Here is a 14,167-nt window from a genome sequence, read left to right as displayed (position 1 = left end):
GGCTCGCAACATAGTCGGTAAAACGCCTGGAGCCAGCACCTTTCCAGCGCTGGTGCGTCAATCAGTTGCTGGCAGTGCGATAGTTGTGCTTGTAGAAGATATGCACACCAATCCGCGCAGTTTCCTTGTAAACCCGTGACCAGGACGGGCGAACTGCCTTGGTGTGATAGTGTGTAGCACCCGCTGTCATCTCTTCAGCAACGCCATCAATCGCCGCACGGGCAACCTTGGCGACACGCTCGTAAGCACGCTTTTCGTGGATGACCTCTTTGTGGCCATCGCAGGTGTAAGTAAACTGGCACTGATACTTCTTACCGGTTCCCTGCTTGATCACACCACAAAGCGAATCCGGAAAGCGGCCACTTTCGACGCGGTTCATGATCACTTCGGCTACTGCAAATTGTCCGCGTACGCTTTCACCACGGGCTTCGAAATACAGCGCCTCGGCAAGACAACGGAAATGTTCATCTCCGTTTGCGCTGGGCTGCTGATCCAACCAACCTTTGGTGTAAGAGATTTCAACCTTTTCCGGTGCCTTACGCGGCTTGAACAGCGTAAGATAGTCGCGAAAGTTCTGCGCTGGCAGCTCGTTCCGGGCAACCAGTTCAACAGGTTTTTCATCGTTCTGCCGTTCGGCGAACAACAAACTTGGCAGCACGGCTGCGGCCCCCACGGCGACAGCCATTATGTAGCGTCTCATCAGATAACCTCGCACAGGCACAAACGCGCCATACCCTCCCCCGGCGGGCGCGACGAGGCACATACCCCACTTCGAGGCAGAGGTCCAGTTTTCAAGTAGATGCAAGTAAAAAATCGCCTACGCCAACGATTCTCATCGACAGCGAGGCAATTACTTCGCCACTATTTCTAGGTAGTGGACAGTTAGTCAACCCCCAAGTTTGGACGAAATCGCCAGTTGAGCGGCAGACAGCCTAGCGACCGGAACTCGGAAGGGAGAGCAGGACACGTAGTCAAACCCCAAAGCTCGGCAGATGGCGATTGATTCGGGGTTACCACCATGTTCACCACATACTGAAAGCGTAACGTCTGGCTGAGCTTCCCGACCACGTTCGGCCCCAAGCTTCAGCAATTCGCCAACCCCGTCCCCATCAAGAACGTGGAACGGATCTTCATTGAAGACCCCCAAATTCACGTAAGCCGACATGAACCGCCCCGCATCGTCGCGCGACAATCCATAGGTCATCTGAGTCAAATCGTTGGTCCCAAAGCTAAGAAAGGCGGAATGCGGGGCAATCTCATTCGCGCGCAGACAGGCCCGGGGCGTTTCCACCATCACGCCCAGCCGATAGTCGAATTCCTGCCCTTGCTCCGAGGCAACCTCGGCCGCGACCGTATCGATCCGGGTTTTAACCAGCTCGACCTCGCGCTTGGCCGAAACCAGCGGGATCATCACCTCGGGCACCACGGGTGCGCCTTCCTTGCTGGCCTCCAACGTTGCTTCGAAGATCGCGCGCGCCTGCATGTCGTAGATTTCGGGTACAGTCACGCCCAGACGTACGCCACGCAGCCCCAGCATGGGGTTGTATTCGCTCATCGCCTCGACCCGACGCTCGACATCCGAAACAGGCAAGTCCAGCGCCTCAGCCAGCTCTCTCTGTCCGCTACGGGTTGTGGGCAGGAATTCATGCAACGGCGGATCGAACAGGCGGATGCAAACCGGCTGCCCCTCCATGATCCGAAACAGCTGTACAAAATCCTGCCGCTGCATCGGCAGTAGGCGTTCCAGCACCGCAGCGCGCCCCGATGGCGTTTGCGCAAAAATCATCTCGCGCATCACGGTCAGACGACCCGGATCAAAGAACATGTGCTCCGTCCGGCAAAGCCCGATCCCTTCTGCTTGAAAATTCCGCGCAGTCTGCGCATCGGCAGGCGTATCGGCATTCGCGCGGATCGCAATGTCCCGCTCGGCGTCGGCCCACCCCATCAAGGTTTGAAAGCAATCATCCAGCGCTGCCTCAAGCATCTCGGGCTGGCCTGCCAGAACCTGCCCGGACGTGCCGTCGATGGTCAGAATGTCTCCTGTTTTGAACACCCGCCCATCCGGAGCGTTCAGCAGCTTTTTCTTGGTTTGAAAGCGCATCTCGGACGCGCCGACAATACAAGGCAGCCCCAAACCTCGGCCGATCACCGCCGCATGGCTGGTAATCCCACCCTTTTCGGTCAACACCGCAACCGAGGCATGCATTCCCCGCACATCCTCGGGCGAAGTTTCACGGCGCACAAGAATACAAGGTTCACCCCGCGCAGCGCTGGCCTGCGCTTCGGCTGCGGTAAATACAATCCGACCTGTCGCAGCGCCCGGGCTTGCGGCGATGGCCGTGGCCAGAACATCACGTTCAGCGTCTGGGTGAACCTGACGGTGCAGCAGTTCATTCAGCGAGTGCGGGTCGATGCGCATCACAGCCTCTTGCGGCGGGATGATCCCGTCCTCGGCCAAACGCACCGCAATCCGCATGCCTGCGCGCGATCCGCGTGGCACCCGGACACCATCCAGAATATGTACCTGCCCGTTCTGAACGACAAACTCGACCTGCATCTCTTCGCGCAGCTTCTCTCGCATCAAGGCAGCATTGGCTTTGAGATCCGCGAAAGCTTCGGGTGCCACGTCTTCCAGTGATGGTCCGCGCTCATCCTTCTCAAGATACAACGCAGCAACGCCTTCGCCGAGCGCATCTCGCCCCTGGCTCTGGCTCAGATACCGCCCAGTGATTTGAGGCATACCCGTTGCCGGATCAATCAGTTGCAGTACACCCGAGCCACATTCGCCTTGCCCCACGCCCGGGATCATTTCCTGAATCACCAGTCCAAGCCCGGCATCTGCGGGTGCCCCTTTGGCCTGTCGCAGCAACCGGGCCGAGGTTCCATCCCACGCCCGCGCCATCGACCGCAAGACACCGATCAACTGCTCACCCCGATCCTGGGGGAAGACCTCGTCGGTCTCATCTTCATACGCGCGCAGAGACAAGCTAAGCCCTTCGCGACCATCCGTCTCGATATCATCGAATACATCCGGGTCCAGACGGGCCACATGCAGCGCGTAGCTCTGCACGAACCGAAGATAAAGCGCCGCCGCCGCATCTGCGCCCATATCCGCCGATCGGTCGAGATAACGTGCATCATTCATACCGATGTTCAGCACTGCGCCCGGGCCACCCCAATCGGGGTCTTCTGAACTAGGTCGTACACACAGCAGCGCCTCGGCATCGAATTGTTCCAGAATGGCGGCAATGTCAGGAACTTGACCTTCCGCGATGCGCAGCACCGCGTCAAAAGACAGCGCCACCGTGCGCGGCACCGGCATGTCCAGCCGAACCAGTCGTTGCAGGCACTTCGCCCGGCCGCCATGGGTATTGGCGGCAACGGGCGCTTTCGGAGTGATAAGCGTGGTATGCGGATTATTCTGCACTGCGGCACCTTTTGATTTGCCCGCAGCATAAGGCCCTGCGCCCATGGCGCAAGGGCGTTATCCCTCGATACGGGTCAGATCAGCGACGCTGGAGCAGACCTTGCGGATCTGGCTCAGCAGGTTCAGACGGTTGCGACGCAGGATGTCATTGTCGGTGTTGACCTGCACATCCTCAAAGAACGCATCCACCGGCCCGCGCAGTTCGGCCATTGCCGCCATCGCTGCCGGGAAATCTTCCGCCTTCAGCGCAGGATCAATCTTAGCCTCCGCCGCGTCGAGTGCTGCAAACAGAGCCTTCTCGCTGTCGGTTTCGGCAAATTTCACATCCGCGCCGTAGGAGTATTCCACCCCATCCTTCTCTTCCGCCTGAGACAAGATATTGTTGGCCCGCTTGAACCCCTGCACGAGGTTCTCTCCATCCTCGGTCGCAATCACCGCGTTCAGAGCACGCGCACGTTTGACCAACAGGTTGAGGTCGTCATTCCCCTCCATCGCGATACAGGCGTCGATGACATCATGGCGGATGCCTTCGTCTCGGAGGAAGACTTTGAGGCGGTCGTGGAAGAAAGAAAGGAGATCGTCAGACGCGTCGGGAACCTTTTTCTCAAGCTCAAGAAATGCTGTTGCGGGCAGTCCTTCAAGCTTTTCTTTGACAGTCTGGAATGACGCACCAAAGACACCATGTTCTGCGATTTCTTCCAAGAGATCGCGGACATTCGTTTCAGGCAAGGCGTCATTGATAGCGCTTTCTGCTCGAACCAGTTGGCTATCGAAGAAACGGTCCAACCGAAGACGCAGATCGTTATTCACAATTAGTCGAATTACCCCTAATGCCGAACGACGCAACGCAAACGGATCTTTCGAGCCAGTCGGCTTCTCATCAATCGCCCAGAATCCGGTCAGCGTGTCCAACTTGTCGGCCAGCGCCACGGTCACCGACAGCGGCGCGGTTGGCACATCGTCCGATGGCCCCAGCGGCGAATAATGTTCCTGCGCCACGGCGGCCACTGCGGCAACCTCGCCTGCCGCTTCGATGTAATACCGCCCCATAAGCCCCTGAAGTTCAGGGAATTCATAGACCATTTCGGAGTTTAAATCAGCCTTGGCTAAACGCGCGGCTTTCTCGGCCTGATCGGCATCCGCCCCGACCACCGGAGCCAGTTCGCGGGCCAGTGCGGCGATGCGGTCGATCCGCTCGGCCTGTGTACCCAGCTTGTTTTGGAAGGTCACATTCTCCAGCGCGCGGGTCCATTGGGCGATGTCCGACTTGGCAACGCGCAGATCGTTCTCCCAAAAGAATTTCGCATCGGCCAGACGCGCCGACAGCACCTTCTGGTTCCCTGCCAGAATGGTCGCACCATTGTCGGCGGTTTCGCGGTTGGCAACGGTGATAAACCGTTCGATCCGCCCCGTCTTGGGGTTCTTCACGGAAAAGAACTTCTGGTGTTCCTTCATCGAGGTCTGCAGCACCTCGGGTGGCAGATCAAGAAACTCCTCATCAATCTGCCCCATCAGTACAACGGGCCATTCGACCAGACCGGCCACCTCGGCCAGCAGACCCTTGTCATCGACCACTTCCAGACCGGCGGCAAAGGCCATGTTCTGGGCGTCGTTCCAGATATGCTCGACACGTTCCTCGGGCGACAGAACCACAAAGGCGCGCTTCAGCTTGGCGGCGTAATCCTCGAAGGATGTAACAGAAAACCGGTTCGAAGCCATGAAACGGTGGCCCTCAGTCGTATCACCGGACGTGATCCCTTCGACCTCAAGCGGCACGACCTGCGCGCCTGCCTCATCTGTCAGGATACACAGGATCGAGTGCAAAGGCCGTACCCACCGCATCGATCCGGCCCCCCAACGCATCGATTTGGGCCATGGGAAGTTTCGAATTGTAGCTTCCAGCACCTCGGCGATGATTTCAGCGGCCGGGCGGCCCGCCTTTTCGATGGTGGCGAAATAGACTGCGCCTTTGGGCGTGTCGCGCTCTTCCAACTGATCTCGGGTCAGACCAGCGCCGCGCAGAAAACCTTCAATGGCTTTGTCAGGCGCGCCGACCTTGGGGCCTTTGCGCTCTTCGCGGATCGTAGGGCTTTCCGCAAGCAGGCCCTCGATAGCCAGCGTCAGGCGACGCGGCGTCGTCAGTGCAGCGGCAGAGGCATAGGTCAAACCAGCCTCGACCAAACCGTCCGTGATCCGCTTTATTAGATCCTCACCGGCGCGGGCTTGCATCCGCGCGGGGATCTCTTCGGAGAACAGTTCGATCAGCAGGTCGGGCATAGTCGGTCCTTAGAAATTGACAATCGTCTGGATGACGATGGCATTGGCGATATCCACAAAGAATGCGGATACAAGGGGCAGCACGATAAAGGCAATAGGCGACGGGCCATATCGCTTGGTTACGGCGGTCATATTCGCGATAGCGGTCGGGGTCGCACCCAATGCGAACCCTCCGAACCCGGCGGCCAGAACGGCGGCGCGGTAATTTGATCCCATCAGCGGGAACAGTGCCCACATCACGAACACGACTGCAAACAGCGTCTGAGCGGTCATGATCACCGCGATCGCAAGGCCCAGCTCAGCGATGGTCCACAGTTGCAGGCTCATCAGTGACATCGCCAGAAACGCCCCCAGCGCAAATTCCGAGATCAGCGCCAGCGAGGGCGTACGCGACACCGGCGGTGCATTCGGAGCAAGCGCGGAGCGCAGGTTTGCAATGACAATGCCCATGATCAGGCAGGGCACGAACAAGGGCAACTTTAGCCCGGCGGCGGTGATCGCCTCACTCAGGATGTAACCCGAGATGATCGCAAGGTTTAGGTGCAGAAGCACGCGCATGATTGTCAGATGATCAATCTCGGACTTCGGGTCGACCTCATTGGGCAGGCCCACCGTATGCTCTTCCCCCGGTCGTTCGGGGCTGAGCTTGCGCCCTTCGATCAGCAGTCGCGCAATCGGCCCACCGACCAAGGCGGCCAGCACCAGGCCCAATGTGGCCACTGCAACCCCCAACTCGGTTGCGCCACTCAAACCAGTGGCGTCCGCAACTTCGGGAGCCCAGGCGATCGCGGTCCCGTGCCCCCCGATCAGCGCAGCAGACCCGAACAGTACCCCGGCTTGCGCCGGATATCCGAACATCACGGCCCCCGCAGCGCCGATCACATTTTGCGCAACGATGGTTAGAAGCGTCAAAATAAGAAGTAATAGCAATGGCTTACCGCCTGCTATCAGATCGGACAGGCGGGCGTTCAGGCCAATCCCGGCAAAGAACAGAACCAGTAGGAAATCGCGCGCGGTCAAGCCAAATGACAGCTCAATGCCAAATCCAAGATACAGAGCCAACACCACCAGCGAGGCCAAAAGGCCCCCGGTCACCGGCTCGGGGATGTTGAAGCTGCGCAAGGGCGCAACGCGGGCGTTAATCTCGGCCCCCAACAGGTAAACCGCAAAGCCCAGCGTTGCGGTCAGGAACTCCGGAATTTCAACAACCGTACCCATCTGCGTCAACCCTCGGGTCTGGGTGGGCATTCCTCGCCCACGACCGTGCCGTCATAGGCCTTTTCACCGCAATTGTTTAGTGCGTGCCAGATGTAGCCTTTACCATCCTGTGTAATGGCGACGATCCGATCGACTCCATAATGGATGTTCTTGGCGCCCATGAAGGCCTGCGCCTGCCCTGTTTTCAACGCATCGGCAAGCGCAACCGCGTCGTAGCAGTCAAACCATCCCGGCGCAGTCAATGGCTCGGGGTTCTCGACAGGGATGAAATCCACCATCTGATCCGGCATCATCTCAGTTTCGAAACAGGCCCTATACCGGATCGGAGAGCTGTCGGCGTCAATGGCCTTGAAACCAGTATATGCGATGGGTTCGGGAGCCTCCGCCCCTCGTGCCAGCAATACCACATCCTGGCCCGGGCGCGGCTCGACCTCATAATAGAACCCATAGACCTGCAGATAATACATCCCTGCCCCTGCCAGAACGGCAGAAATCACAAGAATCAGCGCAAGCAGTTTTCCAGTCATCGTTTACGCCGCCTCTTTCAAGTTCACAGAAAATAGGACAGGTTTCAAATCAGTACGAGCAGAAACGAGGCTACACGCATGGAAACCACCCTTGCCGTCGGATTTTTCGGCGCGCTGTTCGCGATCATGAATCCGATTACCAACCTGCCTGTGTTCCTGAGTGTTACGCAAGACCTGCCCGTTTCGGATCAACGCAAAGTGGCTGTGAAAACCGCGCTCTACTGCTTGATCCTTGGTGGAGCCTTCGCTGCGATTGGCAGTCAGGTGCTTGGGCTGTTCGGCATCAGCGTCGATGACCTGCGTGTCGCCGGTGGCCTTGTCGTCCTGATGATCGGGCTGAACATGCTGAACGGAAACGAAAGCAGCTCGCACCACGGGACCGACGGAGAAAAGAAATCCTACCCGGCCCCCGAAACGGTTGCCTTTTATCCCTTGGCCTTTCCGATACTGGTCGGCCCCGGCACGATCACGACCATGATCCTCTACACGCATCATATCAAGACGCCGGTCGAAGCCATTGTCTATGCAGGCGTATTTCTGTTTGTGGTCGCTTTGCTGCTGGGCACGTTCTGGAACGCCTCGGCGCTGGCCAAGCGGCTGTCGGACAATGCCCGTGTGATCATGAGCCGCTTCATGGGCATGATCCTTGCGGCCATCGCAATCAGCATGATCGCAGACGGCCTGAAGGCGTTGTTGCCCGGTCTGGCCTAGACGCTGCATCAAACCTCGAACCCGGCGGCCTCGGTCTGCACGAACGCATCGGCGCATTGCTTGGCCAAAGCGCGAACGCGACCGATATAGGCCTGCCGTTCGGTCACCGAGATCACGCCTCGCGCGTCAAGCAGATTGAAGATGTGGCTGGCCTTGATGCACTGATCGTATGCAGGATGCGCCATGATGATGCGCTTGCCCGTCTTCGGGTCATCATGTTCCTGCGCCAGAATGGACGCGCATTCGGCCTCGGCCTCTTCGAAGTGGCGCAGCAGGACCTCGGTATTGGCCACATCAAAGTTCCAGCGGGCGTATTCCTCTTCGGTCTGCTTGAAGATGTCGCCATAAGATAGCGGGTTGGGTGATTGCGGATCGTTGAACGGCATATCCATCACGTGATCGATGCCCAGTACATACATCGCCAGACGCTCCAGCCCATAGGTCAACTCGCCCGAAACCGGCGTGCAGTCGTGGCCCCCGACCTGCTGGAAATAGGTGAACTGGCTGACTTCCATGCCATCACACCAAACTTCCCAACCCAGTCCCCACGCACCTAGCGTAGGGCTTTCCCAGTCATCCTCGACAAACCTGATATCATGCAGGTCCATGTCGATGCCGATCGCCTCAAGGCTGCCCAGATACAGCTCTTGCAGATCCGGCGGGCTGGGTTTGATCAGCACCTGATACTGATAGTAATGCTGCAACCGGTTTGGGTTTTCGCCATAGCGCCCGTCCGTCGGGCGGCGTGAGGGCTGAACGTAGGCCGCGGCCCAAGCCTTGGACCCCAAAGCACGCAGGGTGGTTGCCGGATGGAACGTACCCGCGCCAACCTCCATGTCATAGGGCTGCAGGATCGCACAGCCTTTCGACGCCCAATAGGTCTGAAGCCGCAGGATAATCTCCTGAAATGAACGAGGAGCGCTTTTGGGTTCGGTCATGACATTTCCCTTGGACGCCATTTGCGCCCTGTTTCAGTGGGTTTGGCCCTTCCTATGCAAGCCACCAATGGGCGTCAACGGGCCAAACGGCACTGGCTGTCGCTGAGCAGCCACACCCAGAATTCCCCGTATTCCGGGCATGGCCATCGGGTCGCGATTCCGCGTACTCTGCGGCAAAGTGAAAACACTGCATAAAACGGGCAGACAATGACACGCGTATTTACGGTAATTACATTCTTTCTCTTCTTCGGTCTTCGCGCCGCTTTCGCCCAACAAGACGCCGGCGTTTGGATCCAGATTGAGGCACAGCCCTCGCTTCGCGAAGCGCAGGAGCGTGCTCAGGCTTACGCAAACGCCCTGCCAGATGTGAACGGGTTTCGCCTGAACTCGGGCTGGTATGCCATTGTAATCGGGCCATATATTCGCGATGACGCCGAACAGGTATTGCGGGTCTACCGAGCTGAACGCCAGATACCGTCAGACAGTTTCATCGCTTTTTCCAATGCGCTGGCTCAGCAGTTCTGGCCTGTTGGAGCCAACATTCTTGAACGGGGTGTGATCAACGCACCCGTACAGCCGGAACAGCAACCAGAACAGCCAGCGATTGGTTTGAGCTTGCAGGACGCAGACGAAACGCGTTCGGGAGCCCTGCAGGGTGAACGCCTGCTGACGGCTCAGGAACGCAAGGACCTGCAGACTGCGCTGCAGGCGGCCGGGTTCTACAACTCGACCATCGACGGTGCGTTTGGTCAGGGTACCCGTCGCTCGATGAGCGATTGGCAAAGCTTCAACGGGTTTGAGGCAACTGGCGTTCTGACAACATTGCAGCGCAAGACGCTGATGGACGACTACAACGCACCGCTGATCAGCGTCGGCATGGCGCGATATTCCGACGTTCAAGCCGGGATCGAGTTGGACATGCCTCTGGGCGTGTTAGCATTTGACCGCTATGAAGCCCCCTTTGCGCATTTTAAACCCGCCTCGGATTTGGACGCCCAAGCGCTGTTGATCAGCCAGGAAGGTTCACCCGCCACCCTTCGGGCGCTGTATCAAGTGATGCAATCGCTTGAGATTGTTCCGCTTGATGGCGAACGCGCCTTACGCGGTAACAGTTTTACGATAGAGGGGCGCAGCCAGGGAATAACCTCGTACACTCAGGCGGCCTTGAAGGACGGGAAGATCAAGGGATTCACTCTGGTTTGGCCTGAAGGCGATGAAGCGCGACGCGCCCGCGTTCTGGCCTCAATGCGTGCTAGCTTCACCCCAACGGATGCGGTGCTCGATGCCAGTGCCGGGGCGGAGGCCGAACAACGCATTGATCTGGTCTCCGGTCTTCAGGTCCGCAAACCGCGACTGTCGCGATCCGGCTTCTACGCCGATAACAACGGGACAGTCCTGACTGTTTCGGAGGCTTCCGACAGCTGTAACCGCATTACTCTGGACGGTGGCCAGGAGGTTCAGGTCGCATGGCAAGACGCTGATCTTGGCGTTTCCGTTTTGCGCCCCAGCCAGACACTGGCCCCAATCAGCGTCGCCGAATTCCAATCAGACCAACCCCGTATTCAGTCTCAGGTCGCCGTTTCGGGCTTTTCTTACGAAGGCGCTTTGGGTGCCCCCACCCTGACCTTTGGCGAGATCGCCGATCTTCGCGGCTTGAACGGCGAAGATGGCGTCAAACGTTTAGCGCTGGCCGCGCAGCCCGGGGATGCGGGCGGGCCGGTCTTTGATGACAGCGGCAACGTGGTCGGCATGCTGCTACCCACCCCATCTGAGGGACGCACCCTGCCCGACTCGGTTAGCCTTGCGGCAAATGTCGATCGCCTGACAGAAGTCCTGAACAAGGCGGGTGTTTCCGGCCAAACCGCACAAAACTCGACCCAGATCTCACCAAACGAGCTAAGCCGCCGGGCCAGTGGAATGACTGTATTAGTTCATTGCTGGGACTGAATATCTGACATCACTGAAAAGGCGCTGGACCGAGGTGCAGCGCCTTTTTTCATGCCTCACAGAATTTCCGGCGTAATTCTGATCAGAGTTGGGCCGTTAGCAGTAAACGCCTGGCGAACTGCCGCCTGCATCTCATCCAGATTGCCCGGTTCTGCCGATCGGGCCCCAAAGGCCTCGGCCAGTTTGCAGAAATCCGGATTGCGCGCGATCACCGCGTTGGGCGCGATCTGACTGCGCACCATGCAATCTTCGATCGCTTTCAGCTTGCCATTGTCCCACAGAATAATGGGCAGAGGCAGGCCCAACTCCACTGCGACGCCAAGCTCTTGCATCGTGTAGTGGAAACCATAGTCGCCCGCGATCACCGCTGTGGGTTTTCCACGTCGCGCCATGGCACCACCGATGCCTGCGGGCAGAGCATATCCCAGTGTGCCGAACCCAGTTGGGTGATGCCAGTGATAAGGATAATGCATGTCCCAGATCTCTTTCGAGACATAAGCGAACTGCGTCATATCCGAATAGATCATCGTCTCGACCGGCATCGCCTCGCGCAGCGCGTCGGACACCTGAACGATGCCCGGTAGTTCGGCGTTGATTTCCGCACGCCAGCGCGCGCGTGCCTCACTTACTTCATCCTGGGACCATCCGCCTGCCGGTTGAACCTTTTCGACGGATTGCCACAACGCATATGCGAAGCTTTCGCCATCAGCCTGAATCTTGACTGTCGCCCTATGGTGGTCGGACAACACTTCGGGGTCGAGATCAACGCGTACCAGCTGGGCGGAATGGCCCAATCGATCACGCCACAAATCAACCTCTCCCAGCTCTGCCCCGACAACAACAACAAGATCGGCCGAGGCGATCACCTCGGCGCTGCCCGGACGAGGCAACATCGATCCGAAATCCAGCGGATAGTTGGCCCCAACAAGCCCTCGTCCGGCAAATGTGGTGAAACAGGCAGCACCTAGCTCCGTCAGAATCTGCCGCCACAGGTTGGAGCGGCTACCACCGCCTAGAATGAACAATGGCCGCTGCGCAATATTGAGCAAAGACAAAACAGGAGCGACATCAGGCGGCAACGCCTTGGTACGCAAGGCGGGTTGGTTCGGGAATGGTGCCGGCTCAGCTTCAGCTTCCAGCTGAGCAATTGGGATCTGGATATGCTTGGGCCGTGGTCGCGACAACTCAAAATCTTCGAACGCTCGTTCAACCAACAGATATGCTGCCTGAGCATCGTCTGCCTGGCAGGACCAGTCTGCCACGGTGTCCGCTGCGCCGCGTTGATCTTTCATCTGGTGCAACTGTCCACGCCGTGACTGAACATCGTCAAGGCAAGAGGACAACACCAGCATTGGAACTGAATCCGAATAGGCCTGGCCCATTGGCGTCATGATGTTGCACAGGCCAGGACCGGTGATCACATAAGCCACACCAGGCTTGCCAGAGGCGCGCGCGTATCCATCAGCCATGAACCCAGCGCCTTGTTCGTGGCGCGCCAGTACATGCGTTATGCCAGCTTCTTCGATACCACGGTACATTTCTTGATTATGAACGCCGGGAATTCCAAAAATCACATCAACGCCGCGATCTTTCAACATGTGCGATATCTGCGCACCAAGCGGTCGCTTCATTAGTCTCTCCAGAATTGAACAGTAAATATTGCGTAAACGGCAAGCAGTTCTAGCCGCCCAACCAACATACCTACAATCAGCATCCATTTCGCGCTGTCGTTGAGCCCGGCAAAGTTTCCTGCAGGGCCGATCTGATCGCCCAACCCAGGACCCACATTGGCCAGTGCAGTTGCGGCACCCGAAACCGAGGTGATAAAGTCCAGTCCAGTCAGTGCCAGAGCCCAGGACAGCACCCCCATCGAAAGTGCGAAGAACATAAAATAGCTCATGACCGAGGTCAGAACATCACGCCCGATGGGTCGCCCGTCATATCGCGGCACGAACACACCATGCGGAGACCGGATGCGGCTGATCTGCGTTTTGATCGAGGCAAACAGCAACTGATAGCGGAACACCTTGATCGAACATGCGGTAGAACCCGCACAACCGCCAATTAGGCCGATCAGGAAGAACAGCATGATCGGGAAGCTGCCCCAGCCCATATAATCAACGCTGGCATAGCCGGTACCCGAGATGATCGAAGTGATATTGAACAGCGACTCGCGGAACGCTTGTTCCCAATGGTGTGGAAAGACCGATGTCAGGAATATCGACATGAGAACCACAAGAACCGCAATCGTTGCCAGAAATGCCCTGATCTGACTGTCTTGCCAAAGCGAACTCGTATTGCCGTTGGCAAATTGGACATAGCGTACGAATGGCAAGGCCGCGAGGATCATGAAAACGGCGGCGGCGTATTCAGCAGGTCCCGAAAAAGTCCCGAATGATGCATCATAGTTGGAGAACCCGCCGGTGGAAATCGTGGTCAGCGCATGGACCAGAGCGTCAAAGAAACTCATCCCAAGACCGGCATATACGAGGATGCAGACCGCTGTGAGAACGACATATATCAAGGAAATCTGACCTGCAATTTCTTGCGCACGAGGAAGGATCTTCCCCATAGTTTCAAATCCTTCCGAGCGGAAGATCTGCATTCCGCCTACGCGCAGTTCGGGCAGGAACACCATTGCGACAACGATGATGCCAATGCCACCAAGCCATTGCAGGACCCCCCGCCACAACAACAGGCCACGTGGCAGATCATCCAGCCCCGAGATCACAGTCGACCCGGTGGTGGTCAGCCCCGACATCGCCTCGAAATAAGCATCAACAAAGCGGAGCTCGGTCTCGCCGAACACAAAGGGTATGGCGCCAAAAACCGGCAGTGCGACCCAGACACCCGATGTCAACAAAAAGGTCTGACGGATGGTCAGACCTTCCCCCACCCCGTTCGAACAACTCATCGCAAGAACACTGCCAGTCAACAGCGTGATGACCGCGCTTTCAAAGAAAACATGCCACTCGCCCCGCCCCTCGATCATGTCGACAAGCATGGGCAGCAGCATGGTCGCCCCTAGAATGGCGACCAGCAGGCCAATCACATATCCGACCGGGCGAAGATCCATCATGACGGGCAGCGTTGGCGCGCCAACCCGACGGTGTCAAGCAGAT

General features: G+C 58.0%; 10 protein-coding genes. 2 read left to right on the top strand and 8 right to left on the bottom strand.

What is annotated here, in order from left to right; genetic code table 11:
* Nucleotides 1-61: 61 nt before the first annotated feature.
* The 5 genes from ACR0KN_RS01065 to ACR0KN_RS01045 form a co-directional block, all read right to left on the bottom strand.
* Complete coding sequence (locus ACR0KN_RS01065) at nucleotides 62-700, bottom strand: cell wall hydrolase (protein WP_170539031.1); 639 nt, start codon at nucleotides 698-700, stop codon at nucleotides 62-64.
* Between the two features lie 186 nt (nucleotides 701-886).
* The gene (locus tag ACR0KN_RS01060) at nucleotides 887-3,472 is read right to left on the bottom strand and encodes a putative PEP-binding protein (RefSeq protein ID WP_480650752.1); all 2,586 of its coding nucleotides are present in this window, start codon (nucleotides 3,470-3,472) and stop codon (nucleotides 887-889) included.
* Between the two features lie 12 nt (nucleotides 3,473-3,484).
* A complete protein-coding gene (glyS, locus tag ACR0KN_RS01055; RefSeq protein WP_480650750.1) occupies nucleotides 3,485-5,704 on the bottom strand; it encodes a glycine--tRNA ligase subunit beta in 2,220 nt (739 codons plus the stop codon).
* A gap of 9 nt (nucleotides 5,705-5,713) precedes the next feature.
* Nucleotides 5,714-6,952 (bottom strand): sodium/glutamate symporter, encoded by a 1,239-nt coding sequence (gene gltS, locus ACR0KN_RS01050; protein ID WP_480603711.1) that lies wholly within the window; start codon nucleotides 6,950-6,952, stop codon nucleotides 5,714-5,716.
* The gene (locus tag ACR0KN_RS01045) at nucleotides 6,928-7,449 is read right to left on the bottom strand and encodes a DUF6446 family protein (RefSeq protein WP_170770379.1); all 522 of its coding nucleotides are present in this window, start codon (nucleotides 7,447-7,449) and stop codon (nucleotides 6,928-6,930) included. The genes gltS and ACR0KN_RS01045 overlap by 25 nt, the downstream gene beginning before the upstream one ends.
* A gap of 78 nt (nucleotides 7,450-7,527) precedes the next feature.
* On the opposite strand from ACR0KN_RS01045, the gene ACR0KN_RS01040 reads away from it, so the two are divergent.
* Nucleotides 7,528-8,160, top strand: coding sequence for a MarC family protein (locus ACR0KN_RS01040; RefSeq protein ID WP_170539025.1), 633 nt, complete (start codon nucleotides 7,528-7,530; stop codon nucleotides 8,158-8,160).
* An 8-nt stretch (nucleotides 8,161-8,168) separates the two neighbouring features.
* Here ACR0KN_RS01040 and ACR0KN_RS01035 read toward each other — a convergent pair whose 3' ends face one another.
* Nucleotides 8,169-9,098: a glycine--tRNA ligase subunit alpha gene (locus ACR0KN_RS01035; RefSeq protein ID WP_480650747.1), complete on the bottom strand. Its 930-nt coding sequence runs from the start codon at nucleotides 9,096-9,098 to the stop codon at nucleotides 8,169-8,171.
* Nucleotides 9,099-9,305: 207 nt separating this feature from the next.
* On the opposite strand from ACR0KN_RS01035, the gene ACR0KN_RS01030 reads away from it, so the two are divergent.
* On the top strand, nucleotides 9,306-11,045 hold the full coding sequence (locus ACR0KN_RS01030; protein ID WP_480650745.1) for a serine protease: 1,740 nt from the start codon (nucleotides 9,306-9,308) through the stop codon (nucleotides 11,043-11,045).
* Between the two features lie 56 nt (nucleotides 11,046-11,101).
* Here the strand turns inward: ACR0KN_RS01030 and ACR0KN_RS01025 are convergent, their stop codons facing one another.
* Nucleotides 11,102-12,676, bottom strand: coding sequence for a thiamine pyrophosphate-binding protein (locus ACR0KN_RS01025; RefSeq protein WP_480650743.1), 1,575 nt, complete (start codon nucleotides 12,674-12,676; stop codon nucleotides 11,102-11,104).
* Nucleotides 12,676-14,124, bottom strand: coding sequence for a TrkH family potassium uptake protein (locus tag ACR0KN_RS01020; protein ID WP_170539017.1), 1,449 nt, complete (start codon nucleotides 14,122-14,124; stop codon nucleotides 12,676-12,678). Before ACR0KN_RS01020 ends, ACR0KN_RS01025 begins: the two co-directional genes overlap by 1 nt.
* Nucleotides 14,125-14,167 lie beyond the last annotated feature (43 nt).

This window comes from Ruegeria sp. AP7, from assembly GCF_056539905.1.
Note: the sequence above shows the minus strand (reverse complement) of the source record. Positions and strands in the feature narration are given on the sequence as shown.